Annotated in this window: 16 protein-coding genes and 1 pseudogene; 7 read left to right on the forward strand and 10 right to left on the reverse strand. The window is 69.7% G+C overall.

Features of this window, described 5'->3' with window-relative positions:
* Window positions 1-142: 142 nt before the first annotated feature.
* Window positions 143-1,159 (reverse strand): LacI family DNA-binding transcriptional regulator, encoded by a 1,017-nt coding sequence (locus tag TFC3_RS17675; RefSeq protein WP_067501033.1) that lies wholly within the window; start codon window positions 1,157-1,159, stop codon window positions 143-145.
* Window positions 1,160-1,351: 192 nt separating this feature from the next.
* Between TFC3_RS17675 and TFC3_RS17680 the strand changes: the two genes are divergently transcribed.
* The 3 genes from TFC3_RS17680 (at window position 1,352) to TFC3_RS17690 (ending at window position 4,777) form a co-directional block, all read left to right on the forward strand.
* Window positions 1,352-2,782, forward strand: a complete 1,431-nt coding sequence (locus TFC3_RS17680; protein ID WP_067501035.1) for a DUF2252 domain-containing protein — start codon at window positions 1,352-1,354, stop codon at window positions 2,780-2,782.
* A gap of 28 nt (window positions 2,783-2,810) precedes the next feature.
* A complete protein-coding gene (locus TFC3_RS17685) occupies window positions 2,811-3,221 on the forward strand; it encodes a PPOX class F420-dependent oxidoreductase (protein ID WP_067501037.1) in 411 nt (136 codons plus the stop codon).
* A 479-nt stretch (window positions 3,222-3,700) separates the two neighbouring features.
* Window positions 3,701-4,777: a glycoside hydrolase family 43 protein gene (locus TFC3_RS17690; RefSeq protein WP_067506954.1), complete on the forward strand. Its 1,077-nt coding sequence runs from the start codon at window positions 3,701-3,703 to the stop codon at window positions 4,775-4,777.
* Window positions 4,778-4,842: 65 nt separating this feature from the next.
* Here TFC3_RS17690 and TFC3_RS17695 read toward each other — a convergent pair whose 3' ends face one another.
* On the reverse strand, window positions 4,843-5,778 hold the full coding sequence (locus tag TFC3_RS17695) for a hypothetical protein (protein WP_082772123.1): 936 nt from the start codon (window positions 5,776-5,778) through the stop codon (window positions 4,843-4,845).
* 194 nt (window positions 5,779-5,972) lie between these two features.
* Between TFC3_RS17695 and TFC3_RS17700 the strand changes: the two genes are divergently transcribed.
* Together TFC3_RS17700 and TFC3_RS17705 are read left to right on the forward strand one after the other, a co-directional pair.
* On the forward strand, window positions 5,973-6,917 hold the full coding sequence (locus tag TFC3_RS17700) for a pirin family protein (RefSeq protein WP_067501038.1): 945 nt from the start codon (window positions 5,973-5,975) through the stop codon (window positions 6,915-6,917).
* 203 nt (window positions 6,918-7,120) lie between these two features.
* Window positions 7,121-7,555 carry a hypothetical protein gene (locus tag TFC3_RS17705; protein WP_236718405.1) on the forward strand — a complete coding sequence of 145 codons (435 nt, stop codon included), beginning with the start codon at window positions 7,121-7,123 and terminating at the stop codon, window positions 7,553-7,555.
* A gap of 3,231 nt (window positions 7,556-10,786) precedes the next feature.
* Here the strand turns inward: TFC3_RS17705 and TFC3_RS17715 are convergent.
* Both TFC3_RS17715 and TFC3_RS17720 read right to left on the reverse strand, forming a co-directional pair.
* Window positions 10,787-10,984, reverse strand: a complete 198-nt coding sequence (locus tag TFC3_RS17715; protein ID WP_153040273.1) for a hypothetical protein — start codon at window positions 10,982-10,984, stop codon at window positions 10,787-10,789.
* Between the two features lie 175 nt (window positions 10,985-11,159).
* On the reverse strand, window positions 11,160-12,107 hold the full coding sequence (locus tag TFC3_RS17720) for a hypothetical protein (protein ID WP_153040274.1): 948 nt from the start codon (window positions 12,105-12,107) through the stop codon (window positions 11,160-11,162).
* A gap of 87 nt (window positions 12,108-12,194) precedes the next feature.
* On the opposite strand from TFC3_RS17720, the gene TFC3_RS37125 reads away from it, so the two are divergent.
* Window positions 12,195-13,676 carry a hypothetical protein gene (locus tag TFC3_RS37125; protein ID WP_153040275.1) on the forward strand — a complete coding sequence of 494 codons (1,482 nt, stop codon included), beginning with the start codon at window positions 12,195-12,197 and terminating at the stop codon, window positions 13,674-13,676.
* On the opposite strand, the gene TFC3_RS17730 is transcribed toward TFC3_RS37125, so the two are convergent.
* The 5 genes and pseudogenes from TFC3_RS17730 to TFC3_RS17750 all read right to left on the reverse strand — a co-directional run bounded on the left by TFC3_RS17730 (window position 13,645) and on the right by TFC3_RS17750 (window position 18,895).
* Window positions 13,645-14,739 (reverse strand): GGDEF domain-containing protein, encoded by a 1,095-nt coding sequence (locus tag TFC3_RS17730; protein ID WP_067506963.1) that lies wholly within the window; start codon window positions 14,737-14,739, stop codon window positions 13,645-13,647. The genes TFC3_RS37125 and TFC3_RS17730 overlap by 32 nt on opposite strands.
* 42 nt (window positions 14,740-14,781) lie before the next feature.
* Window positions 14,782-15,696: a DMT family transporter gene (locus tag TFC3_RS17735; protein ID WP_236718180.1), complete on the reverse strand. Its 915-nt coding sequence runs from the start codon at window positions 15,694-15,696 to the stop codon at window positions 14,782-14,784.
* Window positions 15,697-15,741: 45 nt separating this feature from the next.
* Window positions 15,742-16,926 carry an ABC transporter permease gene (locus TFC3_RS17740; protein WP_067501048.1) on the reverse strand — a complete coding sequence of 395 codons (1,185 nt, stop codon included), beginning with the start codon at window positions 16,924-16,926 and terminating at the stop codon, window positions 15,742-15,744.
* Window positions 16,926-17,591, reverse strand: a pseudogene (locus TFC3_RS17745) (ABC transporter ATP-binding protein); the annotation flags it as partial. The pseudogene TFC3_RS17745 and the gene TFC3_RS17740, both read right to left, overlap by 1 nt.
* Window positions 17,588-18,895 carry an efflux RND transporter periplasmic adaptor subunit gene (locus TFC3_RS17750; RefSeq protein ID WP_067506967.1) on the reverse strand — a complete coding sequence of 436 codons (1,308 nt, stop codon included), beginning with the start codon at window positions 18,893-18,895 and terminating at the stop codon, window positions 17,588-17,590. The pseudogene TFC3_RS17745 and the gene TFC3_RS17750, both read right to left, overlap by 4 nt.
* 218 nt (window positions 18,896-19,113) lie before the next feature.
* On the opposite strand from TFC3_RS17750, the gene TFC3_RS17755 reads away from it, so the two are divergent.
* Complete coding sequence (locus TFC3_RS17755; RefSeq protein ID WP_067501052.1) at window positions 19,114-19,305, forward strand: hypothetical protein; 192 nt, start codon at window positions 19,114-19,116, stop codon at window positions 19,303-19,305.
* A 45-nt stretch (window positions 19,306-19,350) separates the two neighbouring features.
* Here the strand turns inward: TFC3_RS17755 and TFC3_RS17760 are convergent.
* A partial coding sequence (locus TFC3_RS17760; protein WP_067501054.1) for a L,D-transpeptidase family protein occupies window positions 19,351-19,930 on the reverse strand: 580 nt, incomplete at its 5' end.

The following is a 19,930-nucleotide window of genomic DNA, read 5'->3' on the forward strand; positions in this document are numbered from 1 at the left end:
CGGCGTGTCACAGGACACACGCCGGGCGGCGTGGCTCCGAGTGTGAGCGCTAACAATTGGAGTGTCAACCGGTCGGCGGCAACAAACTGGCAATGTCAGCGAAATGCCCGGGTTCTCCGGCTCTCTGCGTGTGGTTCGTTCGTCAGGCGCGCGGTTCGGCGACGCTGGCGCGTTCGACCAGGGTCGGTGCGATGACGACCTGCTCGCCCTCGGTGGCGCTGCCGGAGATCTGCTGCAGCAACAACTCCAGCCCGGCGTGGGCGACCTCGTGGAACGATTGCCGCACGGTGGTCAGCGGCGGGATGTAGTACGCCGCCTCGGGCACGTCGTCGAAGCCGATCACGCTCACGTCGGCAGGCACGCGCAGACCGCGTTCGTTCAGCGCGCGCAGCAACCCGAGCGCCTGGGCATCGTTCGCGGTGAAGATGGCGGTGACCTCGGGCATGCGCGCGAGCATCCGCCCGGCGTCGTAGCCGGAGGACGGGGACCACTGCCCTGCGACCATTGGCGGGATCTCGGCGCCGGCGGCCTGCAACGCGGACCGCCAGCCCTCGATGCGCCCGGCCGCGTCGTACCAATCGGGAGGACCGGAGACATGCCATACCGTACGGTGCCCGGCGCCCAGTAACCGTTGCGTCGCCAAGCGCGCCCCGGCCGCCTGGTCAACGGTGACCAGGGCCTGCGAGCGAGCCGGGTCGCCGTCGATGGTCACCAGCGGGACGTCCTCGGGCATGCCCTCCAGCGCGTCGTCGGCCGAGGCGACCGGCGCGATCACGACCAGCCCGGCGACGCGCTGGTCGAGGTGGCGGTCCACGGCCCCGGCGATGGACTCGCGGTCCAGGCGGTTGACACTGCCGACGCTGACCGCGAACCCGGCTTCGGCGGCGGCTTGCTCGAACGCGGCCAGCAGCGAGGCGGGGCCGTACAGGGTGGTGTTCTGGGCGACGATACCGATCAACTGGGAGCGACCGGTGACCAGGGCGCGGGCGGCGCGGTTGGGGCGGTAGCCAAGTTCGGCGATGGCTGCTCGTACCCGTAAACGGGTCTGCTCCCGGACGTTGGGATGGTCGTTGAGCACGCGCGACACGGTCTGGTGCGACACGCCCGCCAGCTTCGCGACATCGGTCATGGCGGGACTGCGGACCGATCTGACGTCCATAGCCGCACCTCGTCCCCGGTCCCGACCGCACGTCACCGCACGGTCGCCGCATCGTAGCGCCGAACGCCCGGCCGCCGATGGACCGCGTGTGCGTCCCGGCACCCGAACCCTGCGCGTATTGTTAGCGATCACAAGAACGGCGTCAACGCCCGGGCGCACCGGACAGGCGCCGGATAAGTACGCTCAGCAGTGATGGACGAGAGCCCGCTGCCCGAGCCGCCGAGCGGCCATGTCGTGCTGGCCGGGGGGCGCGAGGAGGGCTTCACCTCGCTGCGCCGCCCCGCCCGGCCCCGCGCCGAACGCTACGAGCTGGGCCGGTCGCTGCGCGAGCGCTCGCCCCGCTCCGATCTGGCCAACTGGATGTGCGCATCGGATCGCACCGACCCGATCGAGCAGCTCGTCGAGGCTCATCGGGGACGGCTGGACTGGCTGATCCCGGTGCGGGTGGGGCGGATGGTGGCTTCGCCGTACGCGTTCCTGCGCGGCTCGGCGAACCTCATGGCCGACGACTTCGCGACCTTGGCGCACACGGGAATCACGCCGGTTATCTGCGGCGACGCGCACCTGGGCAACTTCGGGTTCTACGCCTCACCCGAACGCGAGCTCGTGTTCGACCTCAACGACTTCGACGAGGCGCACCCCGGGGCCTGGGAATGGGACCTGCGCCGCCTGGTCACCAGCGTGTATGTGGCAGGCCGGCAAAACGGTTTCCGCGAGACCGACTGCGCCGACGCGGTGCACCACTGCGTGCACGAATACCGGGATCAGATCGGGCACCTGGCCGAGCAGCCGCTGCTGGCCCGCTCGTTCGACACCGTGGACGTCGACGACATGCGCAAGGCGGCAAGCAAGGCAAGCTTCAAGGAAGAAATCGAACGCGCCGCCCGCCGCGCCCGCCGCCGCACCAGCGACCGCGCGCTCCCCCGCTTCACCGAGCAACGCGACGGCACAGCCCGGCTGGTGCAGGAGCCACCCCTGATCACCCGCCCCAGCGAGGAGGAACAGGAACAACTGGCCGAGGCGCTGGACGGCTACCTCAACACGCTGCCCCCGCACTGGGCGCGAATCCTGGCCGGGTACCGGATCGTCGACATTGCGCACAAGGTGGTCGGTGTCGGGTCGGTGGGGCTGCGGGCGTACGTGGCGCTGTGCGAGGGAAGCACGCCCGATGACGTGGTGTTCCTGCAGCTCAAGCAGGCCCGCCGCTCGGTGATCGCCAAACACCAGCACGGCGCCGCGGCTTGGCACCGGCACCAGGGTCAGCGGGTGGTGGAGTACCAGCAGGCGCTGCAGACGGTCAGCGACCCACTGCTGGGGTGGACCACTGTCGGAGATCTGCAGTACTACGTGCGCCAGTTCCGTGACATGAAGGGCGCTATCGTGGTCGAGGACATCAACGCCTCGGCCCTGCAGGACTACGCCGGCATCTGCGGCTACCTGCTCGCCAAGAGCCACGCCCGGACCAGCGGCGCGTCCATGATCGCCGGGTACGTCGGCGGCAGCGACAAACTGGACGAGATGTTGAGCCGGTTCGCCCGCGCGTACGCCGACCAGGTGGAAGCCGACCACCAGCAACTGGTGGAGGCCGTCCGCACGGGAGTGCTGCCGGCGGTCACCGCTTGATGTTCAGTCACCTCTTGGAAAGGCCAGCATGAGCGGCAAGCTTGACCTCACCACACCGGCGGTCATCGAGTTCTGGACCGAGCGCCACCTGACCACCCTGACAACCCTCCGGGCCGACGGCTCCCCGCACGTATCCCCGGTGGGGGCAACAGTGGACGCCGGAACAGCCATCCTCAGGGTGATCTCGTCGAGCACGTCGGCCAAGGTCCGCCACATCCTCAACGGCGACGGCCGCGTAGCAATCTGCCAGGTCGACGGCCCCCGCTGGTGCACCATCGAAGGCAAAGCGGTGATCCGCAACGACCCCGGCGCCGTAGCCGACGCGGAGCAGAGGTACGCAGACCGCTACCGGCAGCCGCGCCCGAACCCGCAGCGCGTTGTCATCGAGGTGGCCATCACGAAGGTTCTCGGGTCGGCGAGCCTGGGGGCGTCCCGGTAGGGGCCGAGTTCGCTCCTCGCCGGCGCGCGGGCATGCGGAACCGGCCGGGGGTACCGCAACTACCCCCGGCCGGTCCCTACGCCCATCGTAGGGAATGCCGTGACCATCCGGCTCGCCCCGGGCGTCACGGTATGTTTCGCTTCCACTACTCGTCCTACCTGACCCGGCTGTCCCCGTCGATGAAATCCGCGGTGTTCGGACCAACCGTCGCCCGTGAAGGGGCCGATCGGACAGCACTATGCGAACCCCCGGCCACCCCGCGCCGCCCTCAGCCCCGCGTGCCCGTTCACATTGCAGTGATCTTTCGGCGCCCGAAATCAACAGGATGCATTGACATCGCTGATCGCCGGGGCTGATGCTGCTGACGTCAGGGGTGCTTCCCCAACGTGCCCGCCTGCGGCATCCCTGTCCGGACGCCCTCCCCCCGCCCTCCACCACCGGCGCGTCAAAATCGGCGGCTGATCCCGTGGGTCGTGATCATGAAGATTTCCCGCCGGTTTGCCGGCCTCGCCGCTCTCCTCGTTGCCGGTTTGCTCGGCACCACCGTCCACATTGTTACCACTGCCGAAAGTGCCGATGCGGCGCAGACCTCGTTGCGTGCCGCCGATCCCAGCGTGTTGCGCGTCGGTGGTACGTACGTCGGTGTTCAGTCCGTGGGCGACAACGGCATCGCCGTACGGCAGGCGTCGTCCCCGGCCGGGCTCGCAACGGCCGCCGCTCGCACCGTCTTCACCGATTCCCAGCGACTCGGCGAGGTCTGGGCGCCGGAGATCCACTATGACGGCGGACGCTACTACATCTATTTCACGATGGGCGCCGGCGCGAACCACCGCATGTACGTGATCAGCTCGGCAACCGCGGACAGTGGTTACGGCGGTGCCACCAAGCTCAACCTGCCCGATGACCGCTGGGCGATCGACGGCACGATGTTCGTGTTCAACGGCCAGCGCTACTTCGTGTGGTCCGGCTGGGCGGGCACCACCAACGTCGAGCAGAACCTGTACATCGCCAAGATGACCAGCCCCACCACCGCGACGGGCAGCCGGGCCGTCATCTCCCAGCCCCGCGAGTCCTGGGAACGAGTCGTCGGGAACCCGTTCATCAACGAGGCTCCCGAGGCCATCAAGGACCCCAACGGCCAACTGCACGTGACGTACTCGGCCAACGGTAGCTGGAGCGAGCAGTACTGCATCGCTGACCTGCGCCTGCGAGCCGGCGGTGACCCCATGTACGTGTGGGACTGGTACAAGTCCAACGGATGCCTGTTCGGCTCGAACCGCAGCACCATGATGGCCGGCTGGGACCCGACCCTGTACGTCAACGGCCCGGGCCACCACTCGTTCGTCCTGCTCAACGGCGACATCAACACCAGCCCGCCGGCCGGCTCGAGCTTCCCGCTGATGTTCCACGCGGTCGCGAAGGGCACGCCGTACGCCTGGTCGAACCGCTACTGGTACACCGGCTCGTTCATGTGGTGGGGCGCCATCACCTACAGCCGCGCGAACGTTCCCGGCTCGACCACGAACACCGGCTACAGCATCAAGTTCTTCGAGTAATCCTTTCCGGACAGCCCGCGCTTGCCCGCGTGGCGCGGGCTGTCCTGCCGATTGCCGGGCCGGCTCTACTGGAAGCTGACCAGCTCCGGCACGTTCTTGAACTTCAGCAGGTCCTCGGCGCTGTAGCGCTTGATGTCCTCGTCGTAGAACAGCTTGTAGCCCAGGTGGAACTGCTGCGGACGACGCAACCGGTCCCAGGTGGCGTTCTTCTCGGATCGGGTGCCGAACCCGTCGACGTGCTGCACCATCGCCAGGCCGGGTCGCTTCTCGATGCTGGCGATGTCCGGCATCATCGACGCGCGGAACTGGTGCAGCACGAACAGCTTCTCGGGCAGGTTGTGCTGCTCGACCAGCCCCGACACGTAGTCCGAAACCCGGTTGACCTCGGATGCCTGCACGGTGCCGATGGTCTTGCCGGGCACCTTGCCCTTGGGCATGCGCCACTCCGGATCGAGCGCCAGGCCGACGTGGGGCTCCAGCAGGAACCGCTCGAGTTGTTTGGCCTGAGGAAGAAAGTCACCCCGGCCCGGCTGCAGGTCGAGGATCACCATGACCTTGTTGCGTTTGGCCTGGTCGACGTACTGCTGGATCTTGTCCATGCCGATCATCTGGCTGTAGTCGCCATCGCGGCCCGGACCCGCCTGGGCCACGCTGGCGATCAACTCGTAGGCGGGCTGGACCTTACGGTCGCCGGCGAAGGGCTTCGCGGCGGCTCGCAGCTTGGGCAGCATCTTGCTCGGATCGCCCTCACCCAGCACTCCCAGCGTGCCGGTCCCCGGAGTGCCGTAGTAGGCCACCACGCGATAGGTGGGGAACACCTTGGTGCCGCCTTGCGGTAGCTGCTGAGCGGCGGCCGGGGGCGTCGGCGCGGGCGCGGGAGGCGCCACGGTTGGTGCGGCGGAAGGGGACGTGGGCGCAGCAGTTGGTTGCGGTTCTTTGTCGGCTCCGCATCCGGCGAGCGCCACGGTGAGCAACAGGGAAAGAAAGCGGCGGATCAGCACAATCGACCTCCTCGGCTGCGAGTCCGGCCACCGTACTGCGGGCGGCCGGGTGGCGTCAGCGCCGACGGCGTCCGCCTGAGCTGCGAGATTCTCCATCAGGGCAGGTCAGAGGCTCGGCATGATGCTCGCCACCACCTCAGGGTCCGGGTTGGACGGCACGGAAATGTCACACCCCAGGGGTAGCGTCCTTGCCCATGAGCACTCCGCAATCCACCGGCACCGTCGAGATCCTCGAAGGAGCTCCGGTCGCGCTGGGCGGCCCGCGTGGCATGGAGGTCGTCCGAACGCTGCCCAACAAGCACCGTCGCATGGTTGGCGCATGGTGCTTTCTGGACGCCTACGGTCCGCACGACGTCACCACCGGCCCCGGCATGCGCGTCGGCCCGCATCCCCACATCGGCTTGCAGACCGTGACCTGGCTGCTGCAGGGCGAGGTGCTGCACCGCGACAGCCTCGGCAGCCTGCAGGACATCCGGCCCGGCCAGCTCACCATCATGACCGCGGGCAGTGGCATCTCCCACTCCGAGGAAACGCCGGCCGAGCACAGCCCCACCTTGCAAGGGGTTCAGCTGTGGGTGGCCCTGCCGGAGTCCGACCGGCACATGCCGCCGGCGTTCGCCCACCACGCCGATCTGCCGGTGGTCACCGAGGGCGGCATGACCGCGACCGTCCTGATGGGCACGCTCGCGGGCGCGACGTCGCCGGCCGTTTGCCACACCCCGCTGCTGGGCGCCGAGATCACGCTGGCGGCACAGACAAGGACCACTGTTCCGGTACGTCCGGAGCACGAATACGCAGTCCTCGCCCTCGACGGCACCGCCACGGTGGCAGACACCGAGGTCAAACCGGGTCCGCTGCTCTACCTGGGCACCGGCCGGTCGGCGCTGACACTCACCACTGGCGATCCAGCCAAGCTGTTACTGCTGGGCGGGGAACCGTTTGACGAGAAGGTCGTCATGTGGTGGAACTTCGTCGCCCGAGATCACGAGGAGGTGGCCGCCGCCCGAGCAGCTTGGGAAGCCACAGCCGACGGTGCCGGAGAAGGAGAGTTCGGGGAGGTTGAGGGCTACGACGGCGTCCGCATTCCGGCCCCGCCGATGCCGATCACCAGGCTGGTGCCCAGGGGCCGGGTTCGCTGACCGCTGGGGCGAGGGAGGCGGCTTGGGCTGGAGCGGCTGACCCGGATCCATGCGAGTGTCCCGGATCCATGCGAGGAAAGGTTCGAAAGTAAGGAAAGGTTCAGAACTGGGCGGATCGCATAAAAGCGGCTTGACGGAGGTTGTGGTGCAGCGGATGGTCGGAGGTGCAGGTACCGCGCGGGCTGAAGGAGCGCGCTGTGAGCATGCTCGATGTCGGAAAACTGGCGATCATCTCGGTGACGCCGACGCTGGTCGGCGCGGCCGTCGTCTATGCGCCCAAGGTGTGCGCGACGGTGAGCCGCATCTGGGAGAAGCGATCCGAGAAGAACCATCCGCAGCCTCTCGGCCCGCCGATCGAGCGCCTCGCCGCCGACCTGCGCCGCCTGCTGGCCCTGCACGACGACCTGACCCGCTCGGCCCACCTCGCCATGCGGGCCCACCGCCTCTGGTCAATCGAGGCAGCCATCGCCGTCCGTGCCACAGAAACAGCCCGCGCCCTCGACATTGCCCACCGCGAACCCGAGATCCCCGGCGACCTCACCCGAACCGAACTCGCCATGCTCCTGCACGCCATCGCCGACTCGGGCCTGGTCCTCCCCGCCTCAGTAGGACACTTCACACAAGACGGCCGCCTGTAACCGGCACGCCAAGGAACGCGAGCCTGTCGCGGGTAGCGCGCACGGCGACGTATCAGCGAAGTAGGCGCGCCGGACTGGGGTTGGGCGCGACCGCCCCGGGCGCGATCATGGCGATCGGGACCGGGGCGGTCGTCGGTGCCCGCTGGAGGAGCGGGCGGAAACGGTGGCGGGTGCACCCGCCACCGTTTGAACCCCGGCGGCGCTCAACGGGGGGCGGTCAGCGCGCGCCGGGGGTTCGGGCCGGCCATTGCGGGACCGGCCGGCCCATGTCTTGATGCGGTGGCCCGCAACCTCAAGCCGTCAGCTCACGGACTCAAGCCGCTGCGTCACGGACCCAAGCCTCCGCCGGCCACCTCCTCAACGGTGCCACCCGAAGGGCCATGATCCGCGAACCGGGGACGTGGTGCTCACCACGGTGACGGTGAGTGGTGGGGAAATGCGGCGCTGTGATCGTACGGGAATGGTGGATCTGTGGGTCTTTTAAGCGGGTCTTAATTCGTGGTGTCGGTTACCGGACGGAATTGTGGGAGCGCGATCATGGATGGGGCGTGGGGGACGTCACTCTCCGTTCAGGACGGACGCCTGTACGATCATCGCCGCGCGGGAAATGAACCGCTGGGCGTGCGCGTCCGTACTGTGCGTCGACGGACCATTCCCGGTGGGCCGCGACGCCGGGCGGGACGGGGATGTGCGGCATCCTCGGCTCGGGTGGCGGGGTTGCGCGGGCGGTAGCGCCGTACGCAAATCCGTGGTTAACCTTCCAACTCAGCCGCGCGGAAGGGTGCCCGACGCGCGTGCGGGGGGAACGGGCGCGAGGACGGGGGACACGGATGCGGCAAGGGGCCGGCTCGGCAGTTCCGCGACCATGCGTCCGCATTGCGGTAACGCGTCGCGGCGGGGTCGCCCGATGAGCTACGAGGACGACGAGTACTGGGAATCCGAGTACGACGACAAGAAGCGTCCCGCACGCAACACCGAGGCCACCGCTACGGCCCGTGATCCTTACGCAGACGCCGCCGTCTTCTCCCGCTGGGGACCCGAAGTGCGCCGGCCTGCGGAAACGCGCCGCGCTACCTATGTTGAAGAACAAGACTTCGACAATTCCCCGGCCATTTCCGGTACGTCCGAAGCTCCCGATCCAACTCCCCCGGACGAACTCGCCGAACGGCGTCGCCGCCGGCAAAACGGTCACCCAAGGTCACCTCAACGAGACGAGCAAGTGAAGCAAGCGTTCGATGGCGACCGCCCCAGCTGGCTCGACGACCCGGGCTTCGAGGCGGCCGACCTCGACGCCGAGGTACCCGAAATAGAGTACGGCCGCGACGGCTACTCCATCCGCAGCCTCGACTTCGACGAACTCGAGTACGACGACCGCGAGTTCGACGCCGACGACTGGGAAACCCAGCGCAAGTACACCGCCGTCGAACGAGCCCGCCGCATCGAAACGTCCTCTTTCTGGGACGGCGACCCGACCGACGAGGAACCGGCCCCCCGCCGCGGCCGCAAAAAGCCCCCGGAGTCACCGGCCGCTGCTGGCCGCGCCCGGGTGACGCCGCCGGCCGAGGAGGAAGTGCCGCGGGAGAAGCGACGGTTCTTCAAGCGGGACGAACCGATCGCGCGGCCTCACGGCCCGAGGGCGCAGCCCGAAGGCCCGGCGCAGCGGCCCGAGGGTCCTGCGGCGCGGCCCGGTCGGATCCCTCGACCTGATCAAGCACCTCATCCTGGTCAAGCACCCCGGCCAAACCAAGCACCTCGACCCGATCACGCCCCTCTGCCTCGGCAGACGCCTGGGCATGGTGACGCGCCGGCGGCTCGGTCCGCTCAAACACCGGCTGCGCGGTCCGGGCAAGTGCAGGCTGCACGGCCCGGGCAGGCGCCGGCAGTTCCGGCGGCCTTCGGTGGCGGGACCGATCCTTCGCGGCCGGCTGCTTCGCATGGCGAAACCGCTGGTCGTGCGCAGGTACGCCGCAACGAGCCGCCGCGCGACGAACCCGCAGCGTTCGACAGCAGGCCGGGGACCTTCGATGGCGGTCCGGTCGCTTTCGACGGCGGACCAGCGGTGTTCGACGGTGGGCCGGCGTCCGTCGGGCGTAGCAGGCCGAACGCCTATCAGCACCGAGACGATCGCTTTGCTGGTGAGACCTTCGCTGGTCACACGTCGCTCGAAGACCCCGCGACGTCCGAATTCGGCACTGACAGTCTCTTCGCCAACGACACTGCGGCACCACATGACGACTTCACCTCGTTCGACGACGCGAACGCCTTCAACGACGCCAACGCCTTCCACGACCCGAACGCCTTCCACGACCCGAACGCTTTCCACGGCGCGCCCCCCTTCCAAGCCGCCGGCTCCTTCAGCACCCCGGACTCCGTCAGCCCGGCCGACTCGTTGCAGCACGAGGACCGCCGCCGCACCAACCCCGCCGCGTTCCACCCCGGCGACCAGCGCCACCCCAGCGACCAGCGTCACCTTGGCGATCATCTCCACCCCGCCAGTCAGCGCCATCCCGACCCAGCCGCCTTCCAACCCGACGCGGAAGGCGCAGTCCCGCCGGACATGGCCGGCACCGCAGCCGAAGAGTGGCCGGACGACCACGCGCCGTACCGTCCCCCAGCGGCCAGGCAGCAGACCGCTCCCCCGGCGCCGCCCGAGGCCGAGCCCGACGCCGAGGGTCCCCGGGTCGTCAGCCGTGCCGCCCCGCCGTCCGCTCCCAAGATCATCAGCAAGGCCACGCCGGCGCCGGCGCCCCGCGTCATCAAGACCGAGGCGCCTGCCAAGCCGCGCGTCGTCACGCCGCCTCCGCCCCGGGTCGCCAACCCCGCAGCCCACGATCAAGGGCAACGTCCGGTTTCGGGTACGCCCCAAAGCGCAACTCCTGACTATTCGTCACCACACGCCGGATCCTCGCCGTACTCGACACCGCCTCAAGCCGCCGCCTACGCAGCGACGGACTCCTACTCCGCACCCGAACCTCCTCAGGCCGCCGCCTACCCGGCGACCGACGCCTACGCGGCACTCGAAGGTTTACCGGTCAGTCCGGCCGCAGGCCCAAGCCCCTCGAACCGCGCGGACGCACCGCAGCGCCCGGCACCGGGCCGGGCTGCCGTGCCGCAGGCCGGTTCCGGTGTGCCGCCGATTTCGGCCGGGCAGGTGACGGGTCGTCAGGCCGTACCGATCAATTCCCCGAACGATCAAGCAGCCGGCGCCCCACCCAGGCCGAGGCGGGCACCTCAGCAGGCGCCGATCTCCCCGGCCATGCCGCCGCCCACGCCGCCGACGGTTCCCCCGCCGGTTCGACGCCCGGCGACGGGCGCCGTACCGCAGAACCCGCAAGCGCCCGCGGCGTTCACCCCCTGGAACGACCAGGAGTCCGACGACTGGCAGCGCACCGGCACAGCCGAGCGGCCCATCGCAGGCGGGCCCCGCACGGCAATGATCCTGTCGACCGGCGAACCATCTCCGGTACCGCTGCCGGATCATCGCCCCACCCGAATTGCCCCCACCAGCGGCGCCCCGGGCGACCGTCCGACCAGCGGTGCTGGCCTGCGCACGCCTACGAGCGGCGCTCCAGTCGTGAACCAGCCGGCCGGCGAGGAACGAACGCTACCGATGTCTCGCGCGGGCAGTGTTCAGGTGCCTGGCGGGACGCGGGAGCAGGGGGTTGGGGTTGGCCCTGACGTCCGGCGCGGTGATGCGGTACGGCAGGCGGAAGAGGCGGCCCGGCAGACTGAGGCGGCGCGGCAAGCTCAGGCAGCGCGGCAAGCTGAAGCGGCCCGGCAAGCTGAAGCGGCGCGGCAAGCTGAGGCGGCGCGGCACGCTCAGGTTGCGCGGCACGCTCAGGTTGCGCGGCAGGCCGAGGAGGCGCGGCAGGCCGAGGAGGCTCGTCGCGCTGAAGAAGCACGGCGGGCGGAAGAGGGCCGGCGCGCTGAAGAAGCGCGGCGGGCGGAAGAGGCGCGGCGCTCGGAAGAGGCGCGACGCGCTGAGGAAGTGCGACGCGCTGAAGAAGCGCAGCGGGCTGAGCAAGCTCGTCGGGCTGAAGAGGCACGTCAGAACGCCGAGGATCAGGAAGCTGCGCGGCGGCAGGCTGCGGAGGCAGCTCAGCAGGCGCGGCAGGCTGAGGAGTCGAGCCGGCAGGCGGAGGGGTTGCTGCGTCAGGCGCAGGCCGAACGCGAGGCCGACGCTGCACGCAGGCAGCGAGCCGAACGCCAAGCCGAGGCCGCACGTCACGCCGAAGCCGCCCAGCAAGCTGAGGCCGCTCGGATCGCTCACGCCGCGCAGCAAAAAGCTGAAGCCGAACGCCAGGCCGAAGCCGAACGCCAGGCCGAGGCGGCCCGTCAGGCCGACGCCGCGCGCCAAGCCGAGGCGGCGCGGCAGGTGGCAGAAGCACGGCAAGCGGAGATGGCGCGCCAGGCGGAAGACGCCCGCCTCGCAGAGCAGAAGCAGCGCGCGGACGAACAAAGGCGCGCGGACGAACAGCAGCGCGCCGAAGAGGTACGTCGAGCGGAAGCGGCACGCGAAGCGGACCAGCAGCACGAGGCCGAGCGACAGCACGACGCCAACCAGCGGCAAGAGGAAGCGGCTCGGCAGGCGGCGGCGAATCGGGAGATGCAGCGGAACGGGGCTCTGCCGTCGAGTGCGTTGCCGGTGTCGGTCACGCCGCAGGCCATGCGGCCGGGGCCTAACCCTGCGGCTAATGCGTTGCCGATTGGGCGGTTGATGACTTCGGGGCCGGATGCGCCTCGCAAGTACGCCGACTCGGATCTTGGACCTACCTGGTTCGGGCCTTCGAAGGGCGAAAGTGGCGCAGAGGCGCCGGTCCGGGATGTAGCTGCGGCTGCGCAGGAAAGCACGGCTACGCGCAGCGACGTTGAGGGCGCAGCCGCCGTTCCGGGCGCGCAGGCTCAGGCGACCCCGGTAAGGGAAGAGCAAGCCACCACCCCAGCGCAGACAATCGCCGCCGGGGACCGAGCCACCACCTCGGACCAAGCAACGACCGAGGAACAGGTAACGACCGAGGAACAGGTAACCACTGCGGGGCCGGCAACGACCGGGGAACCACCAGCTACCGCCCCCGAGCAGCAAATTCAGCGAACCCCAATTCCCGGCACGGCGCCCGGCGCACCCCCGGCAGCCGCCGCGGAACCATCACCGGCATCCCTGCGTCAGCAAACCCCGGAGCAGCCAGAGAAAGCAGAAGCCGCCCCGGCCAGTCGCACAAAGGATTTCAGCGATGCCCCGACCCAGGACGTACGTCCGCAAGCACAAGCCGGCGCCCAGGAGTTCGACGAGCACGGCAACATCCTCGACCTGGACATCACCAACCTGATCGCCTCCGCAAAAAGCCCGACCGCAGAGAGCCCGACCGCAAAAAGCCCGACCGCGGAAGGCACGACCGCGAAAAGCCCGGCAACAACAGTTCAGCCCGCCAAAAGCCCAGCCCCTGCGGAAAGCGCAACCCCCGCACCCCGGCCCTCCACCAAGAAGCCCAAAAGCAAACCCCTGAACGAGGAAGACCTCTCAGCGATCCGCTGGCGGTTGGACGGGGCGACGCTCAAGGAGATCGGGGATGATCGGGAGGCGTTGCGGGAGTTGGGTGAGCGCCTTGATGGGCCGTTGGCCGATGAGCTGGACAATGTGGCTCGGGCTGGGTTGTTGAGTGTTCGGGCTGAGGTTTACCGGCTGCTGGATGAGCTGGGGATGGCCGCGGCGGCTAGTCGGTTGGCTTTGGCGAATGCTGAGTCGGCTGGGGATGTTCGGGCTGTTGTTATTGCGCAGGCCGAGTTGGCTCATGTTCTTCGGTTGCGGGGGGATTACCAGGAGGCCGATCGCCTTTTCGAGGAGGCGGCCAGTTCGCGGGCTCCTGACGTACTGCTCAGCGTCGTTCATGAAAATGCCGGGCGCAGTGCCTACGATCAGGGCCGGCTCATGGAGGCCTTGGACCATTTCACCCGGGCCATCCGGCTTGGAATGCCGGAGGATCAGGAACTCGTTCAGCGCATCGATGTGGCTCTGGAAGCCATTTACATCCATGTCCTGCGCGACGGGTGGGGGCCTTATCCCCGCCTGCGCCGGGAGATTCTGGGCCTGGTCAAGGGCGCTGATTCGGAACAAGACGATTGATTTGCGGTACGTGGTCAACGTTCTGCCGGCCCTTGGCTACCGCGATGCGGCTGCGGCCCGAGGTTTTCGCCTCGTAGAGCGCCGCATCGGACGCCGTGATCAGTTCTTCCACGGTGCTCGCATCGGCGGGGAACAGGGCGACGCCAACGCTGAGGCTCGGCGGGCCGCCGGGTGAATCGGTGCTCGCACTGACCACCGCTACCAGCGCCTCGGCGACCTCGATCGCAGCCTGGCGTGCCTGCGGCTCCGTCGCGCTCAGGCGTAGCAGCATCACGAACTCGTCGCCGCCCAGGCGCGCGGCGATCCCCGCTTCCCCGGTGACCGTGTTCATCGCCTTGGCCACCAGCATGAGCGCACGGTCGCCCTCGGCGTGACCGTACGTATCATTGATTGCCTTGAAATGGTCAAGGTCAACGGTGATCAGGGCCAGGCAGTTTCCGGTACGGCGGGACCACTCGCTCGCCTCGGTCAGCGACTCGGTGAGCGACCGCCGGTTCGTCAGGCCGGTCAGCTCATCGGCGTTGGCCTGGCGTTCAAGCACCTCGCGCAGCCGGTCCGCGCGGGTCCGCAGCCCGGCCACGACCACGGCAGTCATCGACATCGCCAGGGTCATCGCCACCCAGTCGGCGAGGGCCTTGCTCGGTGCGAGCAGGGAGAACACCACGCCGGCGTGACCGGCGAACACCAGCGCCAGGGTGACGGCGACGGCTCGGTGGCCCAGGAAGTTGGCGGCGTACAGCACCGGCCACAGGAAGAACAACTGGGCGCCGGAGCTGGAATCGCCGGTGCCGATGTTCAACAGCGTGATCACCGTGCAGGCGATCGCCGGAGCCCCGTACCAGAAAGTGGGCGGCCAGAACGTGGGACGGCGCCAGCAGATCGTGCCGACCACCGCCATGCCGATGGCGGTGACCATCACCGCGACCAGCCCGAATACCCCGATGCCAGGGGTCAGCGCACCGGTGATCGCGGCGTAGGGGGCGCTGGCCAGCGTGAGGTACGCGACGGCACGGGACGCCCCGTGCAGGTCGCGCAGCTCGTGACCGCGCCGACGCCCCTTCAACAACACACCCGTAGATCGGCCTCGTACGCGCCGACGTGAGGATTACGCACGCCGGACCAGGGTGGCTCCCAAGCTGGCCACGCTCACCAGAACCAGGGCGCTGACCTCGCGCAGGCCCAGGGTCTGACCCAGCAGCGCCAGGCCGGCGAGGGCGGCGGCCGCCGGTTCCAGGCTCATCAGGATGCCGAACACGCGGGTGGGGACATGGCGAAGGGCGTTGAGTTCGAGACCGTACGAGATGACGGAAGACAGCAACGCCACTGCCGCAACGCCGGGCAGCAGCAGGGGATGATCGAAGGCCGCGGAGGCACCTGAGGCGCCGAACGGCAGCACCAGCAGCGCGGCTACGGCCAGCGCGACCGCCAGCCCGCCCGTGCCGGGTACGACCGACCCCAGATGCGCGCTGGCCAAGATGTACCCGGCCCAGCACAACCCGGCGGCGAACGCGAGCAGCAGACCACCGATGGGCGCGGTGAAGCCGGAGCCGAGCCCGAGCAGCGCCACTCCCCCGGCCGCGAGCAGCGCCCACAGCAGGTCGGCCAGGCGCCGGGTCTGCGCCAGCGTCAGCAGCAGCGGCCCGAGGAACTCCACGGTGACGCCGACACCCAGCGGCACGGTCTGCAGGGCCAGGTAGAACAGCAGGTTCATGCCGGCCATGGCGAGGCCGAGCAGGGCGGCGGCCCGCCACGCGGCGAGCGACCAGCGGCGTACGTCCGGGCGGAACGCGACGCCGAGGATGAGCGCGGCGAGAGCGAGACGCCAGAGGGTGACTCCCGCGGCGCCGAGGTCGTCGAACAGGTGGCGGGCTACCGCGCTGCCGATCTGCACGGACGCGATGGCCGCGAGGATCATCAGCGGGGCGGGTACCGGTGGACCGCCGGGCGTGCGGGAGAAGCGCGGCATGCGGGCGAAGGGCGAGAAGCGCGGCGTGCGGGAGACAACAACTTCGCGGGACAAAGCAGACTTCCTGGTGAGCGAGACGAGGGAAGGGAAAGCGGGCGGCTATTCGGTGCGGAGGGCTACTACGGGGTCGAGGCGGCCGGCGCGTTGGGCGGGGAGGACGCCGAAAATGATGCCTACCGCGGCGGAGACGCCGAAGGCCAGGGCCAGCGACCACCAGGTGACAGCGGCCGGTACCGGTGAGAGGCGGTCGACAAGCAGGGCCGCGGTGATGCCCAGGGCCATGCCGAGGACGCCGCCCAGGGTGGTGAGCAGCACGGCTTCCAGCAGGAACTGCACGCCGATGTCCCGGGGGCGCGCACCCACCGCCTTTCTCAGGCCTATTTCCCGGGTACGTTCACGCACCGACACCAGCATGATGTTGGAGACGCCCACCCCGCCCACGAGCAGGCTGATGCCCGCGATGGCGGCCAGCACGCCGGTCAGCACGCCCAGGATGTCGCCGAGCACGCCGAGGATCTGCTGCTGGGTGACCGCGCTGAAGTCGGTGTCCGGATGGCGTTCGGTGAGCGTGCCGACGATGTCCGCCCCCAGGGTGTCGATGCGGTCGCGGTCGGGGGCGCGGATGGCCAGTCCGTCGATGCGGTCGGTGCCGAGCAGGCGCTGGGCGGCGGTGACCGGGATGTGCACCTCGCTGTCGCGGTCCACGCCGAGGCTCTGCCCGAGCGGTTCGAAGGTGCCGATGACCCGGAAGCGGACGCCGCCGATGGTGATCTGCCGGCCGATCGGGTCGCGGTCGCCGAACAGCTGGCCGGCGACTCCGGCGCCCAGCACGGCGACGCGGCGGGCGGTGCTGACGTCGGAGCGGGTCAGGTAGGCGCCGCGGTCGAGGCGGCGGACGAACACGGTGGGGGTGGTCTCCAGCACGCCCTGCATGCTGACGAACGCGGTGCGGCTGCCGGCCCGGGCGGTCTCGCCGGAGGCGATGGTGACGGCCACCCGGGAGCGGTCGCCGACCACCCGGCTGACCGCGTCGACGTCATCCAGCGACATCGTGGAGACCGAGGGGGCCGAGCCCGCTTCGAGCCGGCCCGGTACGACGATCAGCAGGTTGGAGCCCAGCCCCTCGACCTGCGACTCGATCTGGCGTTTGGTGCCGGTGCCGATGGCGACCAGCGCGACCACGGCGGCCACCCCGATCACCACGCCGAGCATGGTCAGCAGGCTGCGCAACCGGTTGGCCCGCAGCGCGTCCAGGGCGACGCGCCAAGCCTCGGCGACCCTCATACGATCAGCCCGTCGCGCATCTCGATGCGGCGGTGCGCGCGGGCTGCCACGTCCCGGTCGTGGGTGACCAGCACGATCGCGACGCCGTCGGCGACCAGCGATTCGAGCAGGGTGAGCACCGATTCGCCGGTGGCCGAGTCGAGGTTGCCGGTGGGTTCGTCGGCCAGCAGCACCGACGGGCCGGTGACCAGGGCCCGGGCGATGGCCACGCGCTGCTGCTCGCCGCCCGACATCTGGTTGGGACGATGATCGATGCGGTGAGCGAGACCGACACGCGCCAGCAGCTCGGCGGCGCGTTCGCGGCGTTCGCGGCGGCCGGTGCCCCGGTAGACCAGCGGCAGGGCGACATTGTCGCGGGCGGTGGTGCGTGGCAGCAGGTGGAAGCTCTGGAAGACGAAGCCGATGACCTCGTTGCGCAGCCGGGCCATCTCGGGCGGCGACAGCGTGGACACGTCGCGTCCGCCGATCAGCAGGGTGCCGGCGGTGGGCCGGTCGAGCCCGCCGAGCAGGTGCATCAGCGTGGACTTGCCCGAGCCGGAGGTGCCCACGATGGCCAGGTAGTCCCCGGCGGCCACGCTCAGTGACACCCCGCGCAGGGCCGGCACGGTGACGCCGTCGAGCTCGTAGGTGCGCGAGATGTCGTCGGCGACGATGGCGGCGGTCACCGCAGGTCTTGCCCGGCGGTGACCTGATCGGTACCGGACACCACGATCCGGTCGCCGGCGGTCAGCCCGGTAGCCACCTGGACGACGTCCTCGCCCTGCACGCCCAGCGTGACCGGCACCTGCGCGGCCTTGCCGTCCCGCACGGTCCAGACGGTGTCACGCCCGCCCGAGGAGATCACCGCCCCGGCCGGAACCGTCACCGCGTTGTCGGCCTCCCGCACGTGCAACCGCACGATGGCGCTCATTCCCGGTCGCGGCGCCGGTCCCTTCTCCGAGATCAGATCAAGCTGCACCCGGTACGAAACCCCGCCGCGAGCCGAGGTCGTCGGCAACAGATCGATCGCCCGTACGGTGGCCCGGTATGACGCGCCCCCGGCCGCGTCCAGCTCGACGGTGCCCGTGGTGCCGGGCTTGACCAGCAGCACGTCGGTCTCGTCCACCTCCGCGGTGACACCGAGGCGGCTGGTGTCGACGATGGTCAGGATCGGGGTGCCCGCGCCGACCGCCCCGCCCTCGGGGATCGCGGGGTCCACCCCGGGCAGTGGACCGGCCGGGGCCGCCGCTGCCGCCGCCGGACCGGCGTTGCTGAGCACCTCGGCGATCGAGGACGAACCAGCCGGCGCGGTGCCGCCGAGCTGGACCACCCCCGACACCGGGGCACGCAGGGTGAGCGCGTCGACTGCCGCGGCGGCCAGGTCGTATGCCTGCTGGGCCTGCACCCGCTGGGCCGCGGACAGCGCCGAGACGGCCTGGCCCACGCCGGCCACGCCGCGTTCCAGCGATGCCACCGCAGCGTCCGCCGCGTCCGCCGCCGCCCGGTATTGCCGCTGGGCCGCGGCGAGCTGGGCGAGCAGCGCCTTCTTGACCACCGGGTCGGTGATCTTGTCAGCGGCCTCGCGCGCATCGTCGAAGGACCTGTCCGCCTCGGCATCGGTGCGGGTGCGCGCCGAGCTGAACCCGCCCGTGGCGACCGGCGTGCGGGAGGCGTCGAGCGCGGCTGCCGCCGCGTCAAGGCGCTGCTGGGCGGCCGGGGAGTCGATGATCGCGACGACCTGGCCCTTGCGGACGCTCATGCCGGGCTCGGCGCGCAGCGATTCCAGGGTGCCGCCGGCCGGGGCGGTGACGGTCGCGGCGGCCCGGGCGGTGACCGCGCCGGATGCCTCGACGACCTCGGCGACGTCACCGCGCGCGGCGGCACCCACGGTGATGCCGGATGGCTCGTCGTCGCAGGACGCGGCGGTGAGCGACGGGAGGAGCGCGCAGGCCGTCAGCAGGACAAGCGTGCGCCGGGGGGTTCGGGACACGAGCGCCACTGTATGCCGGGGGTCGGACAGAAAATTCGGCCGAACGGATCCTCAAGTGATCGGTTTCGGACGATGGGCGCTGATACAGCGGCGCTGTCAATGGTCCGCGCGGCCGCTGGCGGGTAGGTGACGGCGCCCCGCACGATGAGCATGCGAGCGTGAACCGCGACCCTTTCCCATCCGTACTACCGCTGGGTAGCCGCCGAAGGAAGGCCGACATGCCGATGCACGCCGACGAACTGACCGTGGTGCACCACGACGACACCGTCAGCCGCTTCACCGACGTCACGTACATGCTGAGCCGCGAGGGGCTGCGCGTGGTCACCGCGGGCGGCGAGATCCGGGCGTTCGCCGGGCACGACGTGCTGACCATCCACACCCGCCTGGCCCACGAGCCGCTGGCGGCATGACAACGGCCCGCCGGAGAACCGGCGGGCCGCTGCTGACGTGCCCGATCAGGTACCCGGGCGGCGTCCGAACACCTTCACGGTCGAGCCGATCTTGCCGATGCTGTAGTACGCCTTGGCATCCGACGCCAGCATGTTGACGCAGCCGTGCGAGCCCCGCCACGCGTCGTGCAGGTACGTGGTCGTCTGGTGGAAGCCGATGCCACCCACGAAGCGCTGCCAGTACGGCATCCACACCTTGTAGGGGTTCGACCATTCCTTCTTGGTGCGCTTGTTGATCTTGTACGTGCCGGCCGGCGTCCGGTAGCCCTTCATGCCGCTACGGATCACCGTCGGCTTCTGGTAGACCTTGCCGTTCTTCATCACGAACGTGGTCTGATGCGTCAGGTCCACACAGAACGTGAGCCCCGACCGCTTGGCCTTGCAGGCCGACGTCTTGGTGCCGGCCAGCCGCTTTGCCACGTTGTACGTCGTCGGCCCGGCCAGCCCCGCGGCCGGCTTGATGCCGTACCGGCTCTGGAACTTCTTGATCGCCGAGCAGTCAGCGGCCGACTGCTTGCCGTCGACCTTGACGGTGCCGAACCCGCCGAGCTGCTTGAGGTAGGTCTCGACCTGCTTCTGATACTTG

The sequence above is a fragment of the Actinoplanes sp. TFC3 genome (assembly GCF_001553785.1).
GTDB lineage: Bacteria > Actinomycetota > Actinomycetes > Mycobacteriales > Micromonosporaceae > Actinoplanes.

Coding starts and splice junctions, on each gene's coding strand:
- TFC3_RS17690 (WP_067506954.1), top strand. CDS start 3,701: ATGAAGATTTCCCGCCGGTTTGCCGGCCTCGCCGCTCTCCTCGTTGCC.
- TFC3_RS17705 (WP_236718405.1), top strand. CDS start 7,121: ATGCTCGATGTCGGAAAACTGGCGATCATCTCGGTGACGCCGACGCTG.
- TFC3_RS17740 (WP_067501048.1), bottom strand. CDS start 16,926: ATGAGGGTCGCCGAGGCTTGGCGCGTCGCCCTGGACGCGCTGCGGGCC.
- TFC3_RS17680 (WP_067501035.1), top strand. CDS start 1,352: ATGGACGAGAGCCCGCTGCCCGAGCCGCCGAGCGGCCATGTCGTGCTG.
- TFC3_RS17700 (WP_067501038.1), top strand. CDS start 5,973: ATGAGCACTCCGCAATCCACCGGCACCGTCGAGATCCTCGAAGGAGCT.
- TFC3_RS17675 (WP_067501033.1), bottom strand. CDS start 1,159: ATGGACGTCAGATCGGTCCGCAGTCCCGCCATGACCGATGTCGCGAAG.
- TFC3_RS17755 (WP_067501052.1), top strand. CDS start 19,114: ATGCCGATGCACGCCGACGAACTGACCGTGGTGCACCACGACGACACC.
- TFC3_RS17685 (WP_067501037.1), top strand. CDS start 2,811: ATGAGCGGCAAGCTTGACCTCACCACACCGGCGGTCATCGAGTTCTGG.